Source organism: Bythopirellula superficialaquae (assembly GCF_059632245.1).
On sequence record NZ_CP197426.1, the window covers coordinates 4,578,296 to 4,597,950 of the forward strand.

The 19,655-nt window shown below is 54.5% G+C and carries 13 protein-coding genes; 11 read left to right on the forward strand and 2 right to left on the reverse strand.

Translation table 11 applies throughout. The annotated features are described in order from the left end of the window. Positions 1–61: 61 nt before the first annotated feature. From SH678x_RS18950 to SH678x_RS19000, 11 genes are all read left to right on the forward strand, one after another. Positions 62–610 (forward strand): hypothetical protein, encoded by a 549-nt coding sequence (locus SH678x_RS18950; protein WP_496920019.1) that lies wholly within the window; start codon positions 62–64, stop codon positions 608–610. 658 nt (positions 611–1,268) lie between these two features. Continuing rightward, positions 1,269–1,778: a hypothetical protein gene (locus tag SH678x_RS18955; protein ID WP_496920020.1), complete on the forward strand. Its 510-nt coding sequence runs from the start codon at positions 1,269–1,271 to the stop codon at positions 1,776–1,778. 89 nt (positions 1,779–1,867) lie between these two features. Beyond that, on the forward strand, positions 1,868–2,377 hold the full coding sequence (locus SH678x_RS18960) for a hypothetical protein (protein ID WP_496920021.1): 510 nt from the start codon (positions 1,868–1,870) through the stop codon (positions 2,375–2,377). Positions 2,378–2,485: 108 nt separating this feature from the next. Further along, entirely contained in the window at positions 2,486–4,492 is a 2,007-nt protein-coding gene (locus SH678x_RS18965; protein ID WP_496920022.1) for a hypothetical protein, read from the forward strand. A gap of 90 nt (positions 4,493–4,582) precedes the next feature. After that, the gene (locus SH678x_RS18970) at positions 4,583–8,926 is read left to right on the forward strand and encodes an efflux RND transporter permease subunit (protein ID WP_496920023.1); all 4,344 of its coding nucleotides are present in this window, start codon (positions 4,583–4,585) and stop codon (positions 8,924–8,926) included. A 24-nt stretch (positions 8,927–8,950) separates the two neighbouring features. Next, positions 8,951–9,301, forward strand: coding sequence for a hypothetical protein (locus SH678x_RS18975; protein ID WP_496920024.1), 351 nt, complete (start codon positions 8,951–8,953; stop codon positions 9,299–9,301). A 14-nt stretch (positions 9,302–9,315) separates the two neighbouring features. Then, complete coding sequence (locus SH678x_RS18980; protein WP_496920025.1) at positions 9,316–9,873, forward strand: RNA polymerase sigma factor; 558 nt, start codon at positions 9,316–9,318, stop codon at positions 9,871–9,873. Between the two features lie 72 nt (positions 9,874–9,945). Next, entirely contained in the window at positions 9,946–12,423 is a 2,478-nt protein-coding gene (locus SH678x_RS18985) for a heavy metal translocating P-type ATPase (RefSeq protein ID WP_496920026.1), read from the forward strand. A gap of 86 nt (positions 12,424–12,509) precedes the next feature. Further along, a complete protein-coding gene (locus SH678x_RS18990; protein ID WP_496920027.1) occupies positions 12,510–13,841 on the forward strand; it encodes a PQQ-binding-like beta-propeller repeat protein in 1,332 nt (443 codons plus the stop codon). A 79-nt stretch (positions 13,842–13,920) separates the two neighbouring features. Beyond that, positions 13,921–14,823, forward strand: coding sequence for a hypothetical protein (locus tag SH678x_RS18995; RefSeq protein ID WP_496920028.1), 903 nt, complete (start codon positions 13,921–13,923; stop codon positions 14,821–14,823). Between the two features lie 84 nt (positions 14,824–14,907). Beyond that, positions 14,908–16,185 carry an aminotransferase class V-fold PLP-dependent enzyme gene (locus SH678x_RS19000; protein WP_496920029.1) on the forward strand — a complete coding sequence of 426 codons (1,278 nt, stop codon included), beginning with the start codon at positions 14,908–14,910 and terminating at the stop codon, positions 16,183–16,185. A 123-nt stretch (positions 16,186–16,308) separates the two neighbouring features. On the opposite strand, the gene SH678x_RS19005 is transcribed toward SH678x_RS19000, so the two are convergent. Together SH678x_RS19005 and SH678x_RS19010 are read right to left on the reverse strand one after the other, a co-directional pair. After that, on the reverse strand, positions 16,309–18,759 hold the full coding sequence (locus SH678x_RS19005; RefSeq protein ID WP_496920030.1) for a multiheme c-type cytochrome: 2,451 nt from the start codon (positions 18,757–18,759) through the stop codon (positions 16,309–16,311). Positions 18,760–18,816: 57 nt separating this feature from the next. Further along, the gene (locus tag SH678x_RS19010) at positions 18,817–19,620 is read right to left on the reverse strand and encodes an anti-sigma factor (protein ID WP_496920031.1); all 804 of its coding nucleotides are present in this window, start codon (positions 19,618–19,620) and stop codon (positions 18,817–18,819) included. Positions 19,621–19,655: the final 35 nt, after the last annotated feature.

Here is a 19,655-nt window from a genome sequence, read left to right on the forward strand (position 1 = left end):
ATGTGAAGTTTTTCTTTTCTTGAGCAAACACAAATATGGCGCTGTCGTTGGAAGGGAAGCCATGGAAACGCTCGGCTCGTCTTTAGTTAGGCCAGAAACTGGGGCGGTGCAAAGTCGGCGAATTGATCTACGTACCGATGTACCTAATTACTTGCAGGAGGTTTTAGCCCACGAGCTGACGCACGTCCTAATCGCGGATCACTTTCGCGATGGCCCTCCTCCCTTATGGTATGACGAAGGATTGGCCCTCTTGGCGGATTCGCAGTCCAAACAGTCACTTCATCAACGCGACCTCCGTAACGGGCTAAATCAGGGCTCAGCTTTCTCCCTCGCCTCCCTGCTGACGGCGAAGTCTTATCCGGCGTCAGACAAAGTGGGCGTCTTCTATGGTCAGTGTGCGTCCGTGGCACGCTGTCTGCATCAAGTGGGACCACCTGAGAAAATCCATGAGTTTGCTCGCCGAAGCGATCAGATCGGCATAAATCTTGCGGTTCAAGAGACTTATGGTATTGCCGGCACTACAGAGCTAGAGTCTTTGTGGAGAAAAAGCCTCAATTCCCAGGCCACCTTCTCACCGGCACACTATTCGCAAGTTAATAAGCCAAAGTGAACCGTCTCTGCGCAATGAGCGATGAGATTGTATGCCGGGATAGCCCGGCTTTCCCCTATGACTTATACTTGAATCATGACACTCGCCTCCCGCTACTTCCGATGGTTTCTGGTGGCCAGCCTTTCGCTGAGCCTCACAGCCGGGGGGTTCTGTTTTCCAAGCGCGATGGCGGATTGCCCAGTCGCTAATTCCATTAGCCATGTGATCAAGCATTGCTGCTGTGGAGCGAATTGCCACTGCGGGCCGGTTTGCTGCGAAAGCACCCCTCAAAAGAGCCAACAGCCGACCAAGACGACCGAACAAGATTTGCGTGATCTCGTGAAGATCACTCCTGCCGTATCTTGTGCGGTCTGCGAACTTACGTTTGGACAGCGGCCTTCCATGCCAGCTTCGGATCTCTGCGGGGACACTCATACTCCGGAAACTCTTGTCACGAAGCACACCTGTCTTCAGGTCTGAGTTAGCGCTCTACGTGCGCGCTTAGCGTAATTGCTAGGTTTCTTACGCACGACAGGTTTCATTTCCTATAGGTCCTTAGTTGTAGCACTCTGTACCTGTGCCGCGACTTACACAAAGAATCCTGCCACGAAAGCCCAACATTTTGTCATCCGATTGGGTGACAGACTTTCGACGGCCATTTTTGAGGCGGAGGTGTTTGATGAACGCTCGTAAAGTATTTATCTTGATTTTGGCAATCAGTCTTGTGGGACCGAGTGTCGGTCAGGCCGGAGAAGCCTTGGGCACGGCGAAAGCGCGGGGCGACTTTAGGCCTTACAGCCAAGCGCAGCAATCGACTTCGCGGAGTGTGAGACGATCTCAGCCTGCCTATCGATACAGTGCTCCTCGCAGTGCCCCAGTGATTGTCGAATCACCGGTCATTCGCGATGTACCGGGCCCGGTTGTGGCGCAGGCCCCAGTAGCGGAAGCTCGCAGATTCTCTCAAGCTCCTGTCGCTGAGCAAGAAGCTGCCGCAACTTCTAACAACAAGCCTTGCCAGCAAGCAACTGCGACAGCGGCTCCCACAAGTTCCGGTCGTCGGTACTCTTATGCACCGGCACCTGCAACTTCGGGTAACTACAGCCGTTCGTATTCCGGTAATTCTAGTCGGTCCAGCATTCCGACTTGGTCACTGCCGAAGACGGATTCACGGAAGTACAACAGCCGTTAATGAGTTGAGTAGCCCTGGCCACGTATTACGCCTAGGCCAGGGCTTTTACTTCACAGGCGGTTCACATGATTACTTTAGGGAGATTTTCGATGAAAAAAGTTTTAGGAATTACAAGTGTAGCCATTTTGATGTTGTCGGTTTTTGTGGCCAATCACCTGACCGCCGCTCCACCCGTGAATAGGAAAGCTGCCGGTGATTACAGCACGCCTTTCTGGGGCAATTCCGCGGGGCGGTCGATTCGCCATGCCCGCGACTACTCCGGCGGGTATCGCACGTACGCCCGTCAAGCGCCCTCGGTCAACCAACGGATTGCCCAACATGAAGCCGACGGTGTGGGCCACAATATTACGGCTGCGAAAACTCAGTATGCAGAGATTCGCAAAGTCAGCAGTGACAAGGAAACACTAGCCGCTTTGGATGCCATCGAAAAGAATTTGGCCGACGCCATGAAGGCTCACGCGCAAATGGATGAGATGTGCAAGATGGAAATGGTCGATGGAGCTGGGACGATGAAGTGCTGCGACGATATCGACGCCGCACTAGAAAAAGCTTTGGCCGAGCATGAAAAGCTCATGGCGAAGATTGGGGCCGAAAACTAGGTCCACGTTTTCCAAATTGGTCGTGAAGACCTTTGACTCTGATACCCGGCTCCGTGAAAACGGGGTCGGGTTTCTTCCGTAATACAACAAGCCGTTGGAAATAGTTCGATGCCTGTTAACGATGACCAAAAACCGTTGCTTAATGCTCGCGAGAACGATCCAAGTACGATAGTTCAGCCCCCTGAAGCTGCGGTGCCAATTGATCCGAAGAGCGATAGCCAATCTCGCTGGAAACGCGCGAAATTTGCTTTTCGAGCTATCGAGGTGAGGCTGCGTTTCATCGGCCTCTTCATCGGCATCGGCATACTGATGGCCTACTGGACGACCCTGGAAGCTTATTGGGATCGCTGGACGCGACCAGATGTTATTTCTGCTGCTGGTAGTTCTGACACCGAATACTATTGCCCGATGCATCCCACGGTGATTCGGCCAGGGCGCGAACCTAACGGTGCGGTGCCAAGCTGTCCGATCTGCGGCATGCCTTTGTCACTCCGCAAGAAGGGTGAAGTGCCGGAACTTCCCGAGGGAGTTTTGACGCGAGTGCAACTCTCTCCCGAGCGTGTCCAATTGGCGGGCGTAAAGACCGTCCCCGTGGGTTATATGCCGCTAGTGAAAGAAGTTCGCACCGTTGGATACGTTCAATACGACGAGGCTCGTCTGTCAGAAATTGTCACGCGGGTGGGCGGCTATCTGGAGAAGCTCTACGTTGACAAGACGTTTGAGCAGGTCGACGAAGGGCAACCCTTGGCTGAAATTTATAGCCCAGATTTGTACAGCAGTATGCAAGAACTCCTGCTGGCCAAGAAGCACAGTTCCACGGATCTGATCGCCAGTTCTCGTCAGCGTCTTAAATTGCTTGGCGTTGCCGATGCAGAAATCGACGAAGCCCTAGCGAGTGATGAATCCGTGGCAAAATTATTGATCCGCTCTCCCCTCGCAGGCCAAGTGATTGAAAAAAATGTGGTCCAAGGGGCTTCGGTCGAATCTGGCACTGTGCTGTTTAAGATTGCAGATTTGTCGACCGTTTGGATTGAAGCCGATGTCTATGAGCGCGATCTCCCTTTCTTGCAAGCGGGCCAAGAAATCGAAGCCTCTGTTGAGGGAGTGCCGGGCAGGACTTTTGTCGGTGAGATTGCCCTCATCTATCCGGAACTGAATGCGGAGAGTCGCACGAATCGGATACGGGTGTTGCTAGATAATCCTGAGCTGCTATTGCGACCGGGAATGTTCGCCACGGTTTTCGTGCGAACCCCCATGAGTGAGACAGAGCCGTTTAAGAGCGAATTGGCGAAGTCCACCGAGAAGGCAGATTCTACAGACGATGCGACACTCATCGCCTTTCAGAAGATTTGTCCAGTCACGGGACTGAAGCTTGGCAGCATGGGCGATCCCATCAAACTCACTGTCAATGAGCAGACGGTGTTTATCTGTTGCGCGGGATGCAAAACGCCATTGCTTGATAGCCCTGAAAAGTTTCTGGCTAAACTCGCCCCACCTCCAGTGGATACCGTGCTGAGTATTCCCGAGCAAGCGGTGATTGATACGGGAATGCATAAGGTCGTCTACGTCGAACGTGAGCCAGGAATGTTCGAGGGAGTGGAGGTCAAGCTCGGGCCGCGTACCGGGGGCTACTATCCGGTCATAAGCGGACTGACGACCGCGGACAGAATTGTCGCTGCCGGTTCCTTCTTGCTCGATGCCGAAACAAGACTCAACCCGGCTGCTGCCTCGGCCTATTTTGGCGCGAGTAGCAATGCGGCTGGAGATGACGGCAGTAGTTCAAGCACGGCCACTTCATCAACGACGCGGGCAACCGCCAAAAAGTCGGGCGGGCTTTCGACGGCTCAACTGGCGCAAATTGAGAAACTGTCTCCCGCAGATCGCGAGCTGGCCGTCCAGCAAGTGAGCTGTCCCGTCACTGGTGAACCGCTAGGTTCGATGGGTGTGCCGGTCAAAATTGTGGTTAACGGACAGCCCGTGTTTCTTTGTTGCATCGGGTGCGAAATGGAAGCCCAGGAGCACCCTGACGAGACGGTGTCGAAAGTCGACAAGTTGCGGAGTAAGAGCAGAACACAATCAACGACCAATCCAGCAGCAGCAAGTCATCAACATTAGCAGTCGTGGCGAATTGGCGGGTTAGCACTCGATTTCGGTCGAGCCGAACAGCGCCACGACTGCCTCCATATTTATCCGCGACAAGACACCATGATTGAAAAAATCATCGCCTATTCGATCCGCAACCCTTTCATAGTTATCGCTGCGGCACTTTTAGTCGCGGGGTGGGGAGTGTATGCGCTCTTTCACACGCCGATTGATGCAATTCCCGATCTCTCTGAGAACCAAGTCATCGTCTTTGCTGACTGGATGGGTCGCAGCCCGCGTGAAGTTGAAGATCAGGTCACTTATCCGTTGTCGGTGAATCTCCAGGGTTTGGCGGGCGTGAAAGCCATCCGGGCGACTTCGGAATTTGGCTTCTCGATGATCAACATCATTTTTGAGGATGACATCGATTTCTATTTTGCACGGCAGAGAGTGCTGGAGCGACTTTCGATTGCGGAAACATTTCTCCCCACGGGAGTGAAACCCTATTTGGCACCCGATGCGACGGCGCTCGGTCAAATCTTTTGGTACACGGTTGAAGGAGACGGTTACGATATTGGTCGATTGCGGGCAATCCAGGACTGGTTTGTACGTTATCAACTTTACAGTGTGCCTGGTGTCGCCGAAGTGGCCTCCGTCGGCGGCTACCCTATTGAATATCAGATCGATGTCGATCCGGCTAAGTTACGGGCCTACAACATCACGCTTGGCGAACTTTATTCCGCCGTTGCCAAGTCGAATTCAGCCGTGGGGGGGCGAGTCGTACAAAAAGGCGGCAGCGAGTTTCTGATTCGCAGCGTCGGCTGGATCGAGTCGTTGCGCGATGTCGAGAATATTGTTTTGAAGCGGGTCAATGGTACGCCTGTCTATGTTTCCAATGTGGCCACCGTTCAATACGGTTCGACCGCGCGTCGTACGAGCCTTGAAAAAAATGGGAATGAAGCCGTCGGTGGCGTGGTTCTCATGCGCTATGACGAAAATCCTCTGGAAGTTACGGAAGCGATCAAAGACAAGATCGCCCAACTACAACCGGGACTTCCTGAAGGGGTGCGTATTGTGCCGTTCTATGACCGGACCCGACTGATCGAGAGTGCCATTGATACGGTCACTGAAACGCTCTTCGAAGAGATTACGGTCGCGAGCCTCGCCATTTTTTTCGTGATGCGTCACGTGCGAAGTGCCCTCATTATCTGTCTAATTTTACCGATGACGGTGCTGGTGGCCTTCATCCTCATGCGGCTGTTCCACATTCCTTCCAACATCATGTCATTATCTGGGATCGCAATCTCTATCGGTGTCTTGGTCGATGCCGCGATTGTGATGGTCGATCAAGGGGCGCACACGCTGCACAAACATTTTGGCAAAGCGAAAGTGCATGGGGATACCAAAGAGCTATTGATCCCTGCTTTGCAAGTTGTAGGCCGGCCGATCTTTTTCTCGCTACTGATTATGGTGGTGAGCTTTCTGCCCGTGTTTGCCCTGGGGGGCATGGAAGGCCGGATGTTCCATCCCCTGGCGTTTACAAAAACCTTTGCCCTGTTGGGGGTTTCAATTCTGGCCATTACCTTAATCCCTGCAGTCATTCCACCTTTGGTGCGCGGCCGTATTCGTGGTGAGGAAGAAAACTGGTTGGTCAGGCGTGTGATCGAGATCTACCAGCCGGTACTAAACTTTCTGATGGATCATCCATGGCCAATCGTCTGGATGACCGGTGTGATTCTGATTGTCGGACTCATTCCAGCAATCACCGGGGAAGGATTCTTCTGGCTCTTCTTCCGCATCGTGGCTGCGATCTCGATGCTCTCCGCCGTTTGGGCGGTCGCCAAGGAGGAACAAGGTTTTTCGCGGCTCTGGCGCTTGGTAGCGGGAATATGGGCGTTGGCCCTGTTTGGTTTTGCGTTACTGCTGCCGTCGACGGGAATCAATTTCAATCTTCACGACGGCGGTCCAAGCCTGCGCGCGCCCTATGCCATGATGCTGGTTGTAGCTCCGATCGTGGCCGTGGGTTGTAGTTGGATTTTGGGCCGCCGTCGCCTGCTTGGTCGCGCCACGATGGTGATGAGCCTTTTTCTAATTGCGTTTGTTGCTGATCGCAACATGTCGCGGCTGGGTCGTGAGTTTATGCCGCCGCTGGACGAAGGCACAATCTTGGATATGCCCGTGACGATCCCACGCGCAAGCATCACCCAAGTGGCGGATGACTTAAAGGCCCGCGATGCCATCATCCGACTGTTTCCCGAAGTCGAGTTGGTCGTTGGTAAAGCCGGTCGGGCTGAGACTCCCACCGACCCTGCGCCTCCTGACATGGTGGAAACTGTCATCAACCTACTGCCTCATGAATTTTGGCCCAAGCGTGAGCTGAATTACGCCGATGCGTTAGCGCAAACGGATATCGTCCTGGGCCAGATGGAGCAGGAAGGATTCATCAAAGTCAAGCCAGACTCGCGAGAAGGACTCGTCAATGATGCCACAATGTATGCGGTCGGCAAGTTTGACGAAATCATGCGTGCCCATGCTCTACGTCAGCTTCAGTCGTTTGAAAGGGAACTCGCCAGTCAACTGACAGCAGCGACAGTCGAAAAGACGGTTGAGCTTTTGAAAAATGAAGGACGGCTTTTGAAGCCGCTTTCGAACGACGATATGCAGGCGATGAACGGTGAACTGGTGGCCAAGTATGGCAAGCTATTGGTAGGTCGCCCGGATCTTGTTGCCGTGACTCGATTGACCCAAGGTGTTGCCGACCTGCTTGCTCAGCGGCAGGTGGTTAAGCCAGGCGCGGATCTGCTACTCCTCTCCCGCTCGACTCCGGCAGAACTATTTGCCAATCTTCAAGAACTTCTCGGCGAAAAACGCGAGACGTTCTTCAGCCAAGTGCTTGACCATGTCCATCAAACGTACGACGGAGCGTGGAGCGAACGGGTTAAGGTATTGAATTGGGAACTGATCGACATGGGAGGGGCGGCTTATACATGGCAGGCGGTTACTCAGTTGGTAGAACTGAGCCAACAAAAGGGTCTGTGGACAGGTGGCGAAGTTTCGATGGAGAAACTCCAGGATTTGCGACGCGAGGCCGAGGGCACTTTTGCTGAGAATCTTTTCCTCTGGCAGCGAACGAAAGATGGTCTCATCAAGGAGATGGATACGGTCGTGCAAATGCCTGGCTGGGGCAATATTTGGACGCAGCCGATTATCAATCGGGTGGACATGCTCGCGACCGGTGTTCGTACCATGATTGGCGTGAAAGTGTATGGTGATGATCTCAATCAGATCCAGGGCGTCTCGGAGCATGTCGCACAAGTGCTTAAGGGAATTCGCGGTGCGGTGGATGTGTTTCCCGACCAGATTGTGGGCGAAGGTTATTTAGAAATCGATATCGATCGCGAGAAAGCCGCGCGCTACGGCATCAATGTCGGCGACATTCAAGATGTCATCGAAGTCGCGCTGGGAGGTCAAACCATCACCACGACCGTGGAAGGGCGCGAACGTTTTCCCGTCCGTGTTCGGTACGCTCGCGACTTTCGACTCGACGAAGAATCCATCAAGGAATTGTTGGTGAGTGGTTCACCCAACCAGGGAATGAACGATGCTTCCGGCGGGAACTTAGGAAAGGAGGCGACTCCGCAACAGGTGCCACTGGCGTCAGTGGCTGACATTCAGATTGTTGAGGGTCCTTCGATGATCAAGAGCGAGAATGGGCTCTTGCGTGCCTATGTTCAACTCAATGTGCGTGACCGAGATATCGTCGGCTTTGTCGAGGAGGCACAACGCGCTGTCGCGGAACAAGTCGAGTTACCGGCAGGAATGTATTTGGAGTGGAGCGGTCAGTTTGAGCATCAAGTCCGCGCGAGGCGAACTTTGTCGATTCTGTTTCCACTCGTGATCGCCCTGATTTTCTTAATTTTGTATATCACTTATCACGATTTCGTGGACACCTTGTTGGTTATGGGACTGGCCGTGCCGGGAGCTATTGCTGGTGGCGTCTTGTTTCAGTGGCTCTTTGGTTTCAATTTTAGCGTTGCTGTGTGGGTTGGTTACATCGCTTGTTTTGGATTGGCGACTGAAAACGGTTTGGTCCTGCTCGTGTACTTGCGTGAGGCTATCGAAGAGCGGGGAGGCCTTGAGAACATGACACTTGCTGAACTGCGTCAAGCCGTTATGGACGGTGCCGTCCACAGGACCCGGCCCAAATTGCTCACAGAGCTAACGACCATGGTTGGACTTGCTCCGATGCTGTGGGCTACCGGCACTGGCTCGGAAATCATGCGTCCCATGGCAGCTCCCGTCTTAGGAGGAATCCTCGTTTCCGACGAGGTTGTCGATCTCTTACTCCCTGTACTTTTTTACCAAGTGCGCAAATATCGGTGGAAGAAATTGCATAGGCAAGCGATTGAGAATTCTTGGTCTGAAAAGTCAAGCAAAATGTCTGATCCTATTTTAGCCCAATCTTAACAAACTTAACTGGAGGTTTAGCAAATGTCTCGATTAGTACTTTGGGGAACAGTCGTTGTTTATTCATTCGGATTTCTGCTCGGCTGCGGCTCCGAGAAGGAAGTCAGTCCGGTCACGGCCGAGGAACATGTCCAGGATGAACACATGAGTGAAGGAAAAACAGAGATGGACGAAGCCTTAGCCGACCTTTCTGTTGCTGATCGGGAGGCAGTTGAAGCCCAGAAGATGTGCCCTGTGAGCGATCAAGCACTCGGTTCGATGGGAACGCCGATTAAAGTCACTGTCGACGGTCGCGATGTGTTTGTGTGTTGTGCAGGTTGCGTCGACGAACTGAAGAACAAGTTTGCTGAGTATGAGGCGAAGATTGAGAAATAGACCACAAGCTAACTATGAACATCGAACACGGAAAACCTGATGCAGAAGTTTTGCAGAAACTATTAGTAAGCCACCAAAGGTTTCTGGCCTTTCTGGAAAAGCGAGTAGGCTCACCTGAAGACGCTGAAGAGATTCTTCAGTCTGCGTTTGCTAAGTCTGTGCAGCAGGAGGACTCACTCAAAGCGGAAACGGTTGTCGCTTGGTTCTTCCAAGTTTTAAGAAACGCATTGATCGATCATTACCGCCACAAAGATGTCGAGAAGCGCGCCATTGAACAGCATCGAGCTGACGTTGAGTTGCAGCGAAACGACTTAGCCGAGCTGCAGAATACTGTCTGTGAGTGTTTCAAAGATTTGATTCCGACCCTTAAGCCGGAATATGGCGAACTTTTGACAACTGTTGATTTGGGTGGCCAATCAGTGACGGAGGCCGCGACTCGACTGGGAATCACTCCCAACAATACGGCCGTCAGACTTTATCGGGCCCGGCTGGCGCTCAAAAAGCGTCTCGAAGAAACGTGTCGAACTTGTGCGGATCACGGATGCTATGACTGCACTTGTGGAAAGAATTGATTTCCCGAGTGTAATAGTTTGAAACACTCTTCGTATCCCTTGGTGTATTGGAAACGTCATAGGAGAACGAAAATGGCTAAGACAATTGATCCCGTTTGCGGAATGACCGTCGAAACAGGCAAGGCGGCAGACCAAGCGGATATTGGTGATACGACCTACTTCTTTTGCAGCAAACACTGCGGAGAACGATTTCGTGCATCTCCTGAAAAGTTCCTTGCCAAAACAGCCGTAAAAGTCGCGGACGAGAGCTGCTGCGGTGGGAAAAGCAGTTGCTGTGGCGGGCAGCAGCAAGTTCACGAAATCTCGTTGACCACACACGCTGCGGATACCGTTTACATTTGTCCGATGCACCCCGAAGTGCGACAAGTGGGGCTGGGCAGTTGTCCTAAATGCGGCATGGCTTTGGAACCGGAAGCTCCCGCTACTCCTGCCGAGCGTATCGAATACACCTGTCCGATGCACCTGGAAATTGTCAGCGACAAGCCGGGAAGCTGTCCTAAGTGTGGCATGGCACTGGAGCCACGAACCGTCATCGCTGAGGAGTCCAATCCTGAACTAGCCGACATGACTCGCCGGTTTTGGGTGAGTGCTCTGCTAACAATTCCTTTATTTCTGTTAGCGATGTCACGGATGGTCTTCGCCGAGCAGTTTGCTCACTGGTTTGACCCGAGCACACTTGCCTACGTCGAATTTGCATTAGCGACGCCCGTCGTATTGTGGGGAGGATGGCCTTTTTTCGTCCGGTTGTGGCAGTCGGTCCTGAATCGCTCGCCAAATATGTTCACGCTGATCGGAATTGGAACTGCGACAGCCTACATTCACAGCACGATTGCTACCTTTTTCCCCGAAGTGTTTCCAGCTTCTTTTCGCTCAGGACACGGCGGCGTCGACCTCTATTTTGAAGCAGCTGCGGTCATTACCACCCTAGTCTTATTAGGCCAAGTGTTGGAACTGCGTGCTCGCAGTCAGACGGGGGCTGCTATTCGCACACTCCTGGGACTTTCGCCGAAGACTGCCCGCCTAGTGAGGGCCGATGGAACGGACGAGGATGTCTCACTGGAGCAGGTGCAAACGGGTGACAGACTCCGTGTGCGGCCAGGTGAAAAAGTGCCCGTGGACGGAATCGTGGTAGAAGGTAATAGCTTTGTCGATGAGTCGATGATTTCAGGTGAGCCGGTTCCCGTCGAAAAAGCTGTCGGTGACAAGTTGATCGGAGCAACCGTCAACGGTGCGGGCGGCTTTGTCATGCAGGCGGAAAAAGTTGGCAGTGATACCGTGCTGTCGCAAATCGTAAGAATGGTAGCCGAAGCCCAACGTAGTCGCGCTCCGATTCAACGTCTGGCGGATGCCGTGGCCGGATACTTTGTACCGGCGGTACTGCTCGCGGCCGTGTTGACCTTTGTACTTTGGGCAATTTTTGGTCCAGAGCCTCGTTATGCCTATGCACTCATCAATGCCGTGGCCGTCTTGATCATTGCTTGTCCGTGTGCGCTGGGACTTGCCACGCCAATGTCAATCATGGTCGGAGTAGGTCGCGGTGCTGCGGCGGGCATCCTCGTGAAAAATGCCGAGGTGCTGGAGGTCATGGAAAAAGTTAATACGTTGGTCGTCGACAAAACTGGTACTCTGACGGAAGGAAAGCCTCGACTAGTCACTGTTCTCCCGCAGGCAGGTTTTACGGATCTCGAAGTATTGCGCTTCGCAGGCAGTTTAGAACGGGCGAGTGAGCATCCGCTGGCAGCTGCCATCGCCAAGGGGGCTATCGATCGGGGGCTAAAATTGGCAGATGTTAGCGACTTTCAATCGATCACTGGGAAGGGAGTGACAGGTACCATTGATGGCAAGAAAGTTGCGATCGGCAATCGTCAATTGATTGAGAATCAGGAGGTCAATGTTGAAGATTCATTCAAACTAGCGGAAGACCTACGAAGCCAAGGCCAAACAGTCATGTTCATGACGGTTGACGGCAAGTTGACTGGGCTCTTAGGCGTGGCTGATCCCATTAAGGAAACGACTGCCGAAGCTTTGCGAATGCTTAAAGATGAGGGAATTGAAGTCGTCATGCTAACCGGTGACAGCCGCACAACAGCTAACGCGGTGGCAATGAAACTTGGTATCGAGAGTGTAGAGGCTGAAGTGTTGCCTGAGCAAAAGGTGAAAGTTATAAAAAGACTGAAATCTGAGGGCCGCATCGTCGCTATGGCGGGTGACGGCATCAATGACGCTCCGGCACTTGCTGAAGCACACGTTGGTATCGCGATGGGCACGGGAACAGACGTAGCGATGGAAAGCGCAGGGATTACACTGGTCAAGGGTGACTTGAGGGCCATCACGCGCAGTCGTCGGTTGAGCGAGGCGACGATGAAGAACATTCGGCAAAACCTTTTCTTCGCCTTTGTCTACAACGTCTTAGGTGTTCCTGTGGCTGCCGGGATTCTTTATCCGGTAATGGGGCTACTCTTAAACCCAATGATTGCCGCTGCCGCAATGAGCCTGAGTTCGGTGAGCGTCATAGTCAATGCACTCAGACTGCGGAACTTGAATTTGTAACTATCTGCATCGGCGGGCTACTTTGCTTTGACCGAGCCTTAAAGTATCTTACGATCCAGATGTCAACTTGGTGGGGAGCTCAACACATGCAGCCGGTGCTTAACGCGTTCGTCCTAGTCGCCGTTCTTGTTTCACTCGCGCGGGGCGATGATTGGCCCCAATGGCTCGGCCCTGAGCGGGATGCCGTGTACCGAGAGTCAGGGATTATTACGTCGATTCCGCCCGAGGGTCTGCCCGTCAAATGGCGCGTCCCCGTTGGCTACGGCTATAGTGGTCCAGCAGTCGCGGCTGGACAGGTCTATGTCATGGACTACCTGGTAGAGTCAGGAGAACTGGCGAACAATCCCGGCGGCGTTACCAAGCTCACCGGAAAGGAGCGAATCCTCTGTTTTGCGGTGGATACGGGCAAGCTGCTGTGGGAGCACTCCTATGACCAGCCTTACAGTATCTCGTACGCCGGTGGTCCGCGTTGCACCCCGACGGTTGTCGATGGCAAAGTCTACGCGCTCGGCGCTGAGGGCAAACTTACCTGCCTAGATGCGACCTCGGGAAAGCTCGTTTGGGAAAAGTCACTGCCAGCCGCTTACAAGACCGCCACGCCTATCTGGGGATACGCGTCCCATCCCTTGGTGGAGGGGGACTTGGTCTATACCCTCGCCGGGGGTGAGGGCACGGTCTGTGTTGCGCTCGACAAACTGACCGGCAAAGAGGTTTGGACGGCACTCTCCGCCCCTGAGCCTGGGTACGGTACGCCGACCATCATCACCCATGGCGGTACCAAGCAGCTACTTATCTGGCATCCGGTTTCTCTCAATAGCCTCGATCCCCTTACCGGAGCTGTTTACTGGTCCATTCCGTTGGAGCCCGCCGCGGGCATGTCGATCATGGGACCGCGGAAATTGGGAGGCTTGTTATACACGAGTGGCATGGGAAACACTTCGGCTCTGATTAAGCTGGACGACAGAGAGCCAAAAGCCGAGGTTGTCTGGCGCGGGGAAGCCAAAAACAGCGTTTACTGTTCCAATAGCACGCCGTTCCTCGAAGATGGGGTTATCTACGGCTGCGATGTCGAAACGGGGGCGCTCATTGCCGCCGACATGACGGATGGCACACGGCTGTGGCAGACGACACAGCCCACCAATGGAAGCGAGAGGCGTTCGCGGCACGCCACGGCATTTCTGATCAAGCACGAAGACCGCTTCTTGCTGTTCAACGAGCTGGGGGATTTGATTCTCGCCCAGTTGTCACGTGAGGCTTACTCCGAGCTGGGGCGGTTTCATGTTCTGGAGCCTACCAACGAGGCCTTTGGTCGCAAAGTTGTCTGGTCGTGTCCGGCGTTTGCCGAGAAGTGTATGTTCGCAAGAAACGATAAAGAACTGGTGTGCGTTGACCTGGCGGCGCACCATTCCCAGGAATAATCTCTAGCCATTTGGCCAATATCGTTGCCACACGCTATCCCGATTGCGAACCTGTAAAAAATGCGATAGCGTCTCAAGCATGACTCGTCTTCAAAGCCCGTTCTCCAATCCCAAGTTCTTGGCGACATCGTTGCTGGGATCTGTAATTGTTGGCGTGGCCTCAGTGGTGACACCCTTAGCGGCGCAGATCGCAATTCTTGGTGTCTTGGTCTCTACTCTGGCGGGCCTTCTCGTAGCATGGCTCGACGAACAGGCACAGCGAGACGCAAACCGAGCGGAACTGAGCGCCATGGGTCGCGTCGTCGACGCGCTAGAAAACGAGCCCGACTTGGCCCGCGAGTTTCGCCGAATTGGCAACGGTTTTCTAGCGCTCACTGAGCAGACAGAATCCGTGCTGCGGTCGGCAGCCGCAACGAAATTGCTGTCTGTGGCAGGCGAACTCGAACAGATTGCGCGGGGAACGATTTCCTTTCGCGAAACCGAGTCGTGGCGAACTGCTTATCGCGACCTCCTACAATCTGACAAGTTACGGACTTACCGCTCGGTGGCATGGGTCAAGTGTGCGAACTATTGGCAAGATACGCCGGGCCGACAAAGCATGCGAGACAACTATGACGCCATCAATCGGGGAATCATTGTCGAGCGCGTTGTCATCCTGCCACGAGAACTATGGCCTGCTGATCAGCTTCTACCGAGCGACAGCGTACTCGCCTGGATTATAGACCAGCACAACCATGGTGTCTGGGTCATGCTGTGCCTCGAAGCGGACGTGGAGTCGGAGCCCGACTTGCCGCGCGACTTTGGAATTTACGGCGACTTGGCAGTAGGCACACAGATTCTGGACGACCAATGCCGCACGCTGGAGTTCCAACTGGAATTCAAGCGAGAGGCGGTGCAGCTGGCCAACGACCGGTGGCGTCGCTTGCAATTGCACGCGACTCCACTCCGGACCCTGCTAGACACGGAGGAGAAACCGGTTTAAAATACTGTACATACGAGCATCTACTTCTCTTAGTGGTGATCAGACAAAACTATGCCTTCGCCCTTGTACCTCGACACTGCGAGGATGGGCAGAATTTCGCCCACAGCGATGGCGATCCAGGCCGACTATCTACGCTTTGCTGCTGAGAGAGGGTGCCCCTCGTCGCTTCGCGACTTGCTGACGAACGGCGGGCGACTCTGGCCGACGAAACTGCGGCAGAGATTTCCTAGCCTTGCTCGCTGGCATGGGGTGGGGCATCTCAAGCGCCGGCTTGGTGAAATTGCCGGCGCCAATAAACAAGCAACGATCATGTTGGCAAGTCGTTCGCACTCTCACATGCTATTGGCGGCGCATTTACTTTGCAGGAATTGCGCGACGATTCTGACGGCCGACCTGGGTTGGCCTCGGTATCACGAGATTCTGTGCGACGTCGCCCGCAAGCTCAATCGTCACGTCGTCCAAGTATCTCTTCGGCATCTCGCAGAGAACAATTGTAGCGAAGCGTTGATAGTCGATGCCGTTACAAAGGCATTTCGCGTTTCTGGCGCGTCTGGGCTATTTCTGCCTGCCATCAGTCACGATGGCGTGCAACTTCCCCTGGGGCACATAGCCCATTCCGTACGAGCTTCGAATGAACTGAGGTTCTTTGCAGTCGACGGAGCGCAACACCTTGCCCACGGCAACGGTCGGTTCACGGAGATGGATTGTGACTTTTACGTCGCCGGTACGCACAAATGGCTCCGCAGCCTCTATCCACTCGGTGTCGCCATCTATGGGCTACGTCGGTCGAAGGAGATGATCGAAACCACCGTGCAGGAACTGGCAAAGGTTGGTTCGATCGACGATCCGCTCTTGAAGTTTACCGCGCAACTTGAAAACTCCGAATTGGACGGGATCACGGAAACCGTGAATCTCTCTGCCTTGCTGTCGGCCCACGGGGCCGCGTTGGATGCCTATCCGTCCCGGCTTCGTAGTAAGATCATGTCTATTCAATTGAAGAATGCAGAGTGCATCAGTACAGTGGCTGAAGATGCTGGGTGGCGACCAATCCGCCGATCATCGACGTTGGGTTCAGGGATTCTTATGTTGCGGCCGCCGATATCCATCTTTGGACAAGGAGAAGACCTACGAGACCATTTGGAAAGCCATGGTGTCATTGCCACGACTTATGCAGACGGCGCAGTCCGCTTCTCCATGCCCCGTCGTTCCCTCGAAGATGCAAGAGTTAACGTCATCCGCCTTGCCCTGCACTCTGTGAGCGGGCATCTCAGGCCGTGTGAACCGCGAGAGGGACTCTCTCAGAATTGTGCCAACATCGGCGGTATAGCGATTCGGGAAGGGCGTCCTCGTCGCCAGTGCTAGATGCGAAATATCGGTTCGACATTGGCTAAGTGCTTAATGAAGCCCAGTCTAGCTGCGCTTGCTAATGCCGACCTTAGTCGGCGTCGCGAAAAAATCCAGCAGCTGAGCTTTCCTGTTGTCTTGTCAAGCTCCGCCTCGCCGCTTACTTCTCCGCCACTTCCAGAACGCAATGATGGCAGTCGCTCCTAGAGTCACGGCCACGAGTTGCGCCCAGGCACTGGTAAGCAGGATTTTGTGGAGTAGTGCGTTGTGTTCGTCGGTCGTTTCGGGAAGTTGTCCGGTATACTTGGCGACATGTTGCAAGAAGCTGACGGCTAGCGATTCCTTGGGAATTTCCTGGTGACAGGCGAGGCAGGTTCCCTCCCGCTTGATGAGGGCAATTTCCTTGGCGTTGAATGCTCGCGATAGTTGGAAGTGATGGCCCACCGTCGCCAGCTGGTTACCTGACTCATCAACAATTTGCGACCAATCATGGTTGAGCCCGTCGATCGGCTCCATTTGCGGTCGTGCTTGATTCGAAAGAATCTTGCCATCGACCGTCTCAAGGTCGACATAATGCTGCTCGTCCCATGGTCTCGTCGAGCCGATGCCGAGACCAAGGGCTTTGGACGTAGCGTGGCACGATTCGCAGGTCCGCGCGTTCTTTGTGATGGTGTGCGGCTGTGTCGGACTCATGTCGATCGACAATTGTCCTTCGTCGCCAGCGCCTTCGCTGTCGGCTTGCGTGCGGAAGATGTGATTGAGGATGATGGGCTTGCCATCTTCCCCAATGACCGTGACGGCCACTTGACAGCCAGGCGCCAGCGGCGAAACACGCCCTTCGCCGTTGACTCCCAGGACCGGCTCTTCCCAGCGGGTATAGGATCGCTGTTCGGAGACCTTGCCGGGGATGATCGTATCGTACCCAGCCTCGCCACGATCCGCGCGATGGTTCTCCTCCTGATGTTTGCGGCCGGCGGCGACCCAGTCAAAGGCCTGGAGTGAGTCTTGGCACTCGGGGCACTTGTCCTTTTGTGAAAAATCGATCTTCACATGACACCCGTAGCATTGCGGCGTCCAGCTCGCGTGACAGGTGTAGCACTCCATGCGATTCATGTGGCTCGCGACTCCTTGCATGGCAACCACCCCTTGGAGCGATACCTTTTTTTCCTCAAAGAGCTTTTTCAGCGGCTTCATCCGAATGTCTTTGCCGGCTGCCGTGTGGACAATGATTCCATCTCCATCTCGGACCACGTTTTCATAGGGATTGCCCCGTGCAGTGAGCAGATATCCGTCTCGAACATCAACAGCGGAACCTTGTGACGTAAACGGCAATTGCTCCTGAGTCACACCTCGCGCGGCGCCATCGGCAGGCGAGACGTCAAACTCGTCCATGAAACCCAACGGGAGTTCCCAAGGATACTTGTCAGGTGTGCCGTGGCAGTCCGAGCATTCAATCTGTACCGCCGCCAAATTGGCCGCTGCCAGAAACCCGTCGCTATGCACGTCGAGTGATGTATGGCAGTCCTGGCAGGTCATTCCCTTCTGATAGTGAATGTCTTGCTCCATCGCGAGGTAGTGTTTGGTGTGCAATTCCGGCTGATTCCCGCCGTCAGCCGCGTATGGCGACGCATACGGCGACTCCATCAAGCCTTGGAACGAAACTCCGATTCGCTTGCCACGATCGTGGCAAGTCGTACATGTCTCCACCGGGATGCCGCTGTAAGTCGTATCGTGGACCGTAACCTTCGCTTTGCGGGTACCCTGAATTGAATGCACGAGCATATGCCCTGGTTCATCACGCGGAATCGACGGGTCGCCCCCTTCATAGAATCCCTCGTTGCTGTAGGGGGTATGGCACGAAGCGCAGCCGATACCGCGATAGTCGCCCCGCTCTTGGCGACCTTTTACAGCGTGGTGACAGCGTTGGCACTCCTGTCGGATATAAGTGAAGGCCGCCAAGCTAGGGTCATCCTTGAGCCTGGCCAGTTCATCTGCCTTGAGTGCTTCGGGGAGCGGATCGTGATGATCAACGAAAACGTTCGGTTCGATTCGTTTGAGTTCCTCCATATAGGCGCGGTAGGCATCAGTGCCGAGCCGGGCGTGAGGGTCGTCAGGATTCTTGACGGCGTAGTTCGCCCAGCGGTGCTTGTAGCCTTCGGGTGAACCAAAAGCCCAAGCGGTTCCCTGTATTTTTCCAGCTTCGGTCATCATGAGGCTGTGCCACTGGACGCGGACGTGGTCTTCATGACACTGTCCGCATGTCTTTTCGTTCACCCACGGGCTAGCTGGAGCGGGATAAAAGTCTCCTCCGTGGGCCTTCTCCTTGTCGTCGGTGACTGTGGGGTCGCCGTTGTGGCAGACGATGCAGCCGGCCGGGTCGCCTTGCTCGCGGCCACGTTCCATGATTTGTCGAAGCATCTCGGAACCGGGCTCGCGAATGAGTTCAATCCCGGCATGGCACTTCATGCAGCCTGACTGAGCTGCTTCGGGGTAGTGGTCTGTCACTGGGTCAGCGAAGGATGGCTGGCTCCACGCCAAGATAATTCCCAGAGTGAGAAGACGGGTGGATACGAGTCGCTGAAGTACATCCATGCTGGCGTCCGTCTCAAATCCTAATGACTCAATTGTTGTTGGCGACGACTCTAGTCGTCAGGCAGCATCCTGGGCTGGGGTCTCCGGATACGTCCCGTAGGCCCGCACCACTCTTTCCAATCGCATGGAACTCTGCTGTCCAACAACAACGACAATGTTTTGGTCGACCGCTGCGAATACCACCTCGAATTCGCCGACTCGCTGATGCACCACTCGCGAATGCTGAAGGGCGTCCTCGTCGAGTCCGAACTCGGCAATTCGCTCACGTGGCAAGATAAAGACAGAAACCTTCTCAGCTTCCACGAGGCCGTGAACATAAGCGGCAGGCGCGTCACCCATGGTGCAGACGCCGCCGCCACGCACCGCGAATCCGGCGTTTTGCCGGGGCGGGCAGCGAACCGGGAAACTCACGCGATTCTTCAAGTACGCTTCCACCGCCAAGTCCGACTCACTCTCGAACTGCAAGGGGTCGCTGCCACCGACCAACCGCTCGTGACAAACCGATACAAGGCGCGTCAGGTTCGACTCCCTGGAATGTGCATCTCCAGCGAATCTCCAGAGCACGCCCATAAGTACGATACTGGCGGCGACTGCGACGTATCGCAGCAGCGACGACCAAGTGCGTGAAGTCGCCGACGTTGTTTTGCAAAGCTGATCTTCAAGACGCGTCCACATATCGTCAGACCGCGAATCCCCGCGCAGCCGAGCTAGCAGTGACGCCTCAAACGACCGCTGGCGCTCAAACCATTCCTGGCACGAGGCACACCGCGCCAAATGGTCGTTGATCTCTAGATAGAGCTGGGCATCCCCTTCGGAATCGTGGTACAGTTCCCAATGCTCTTGTGCGGTTGCGCAGTTCATTTCATTCTCCATCGGGTTGACGCGCTACGCGCCGA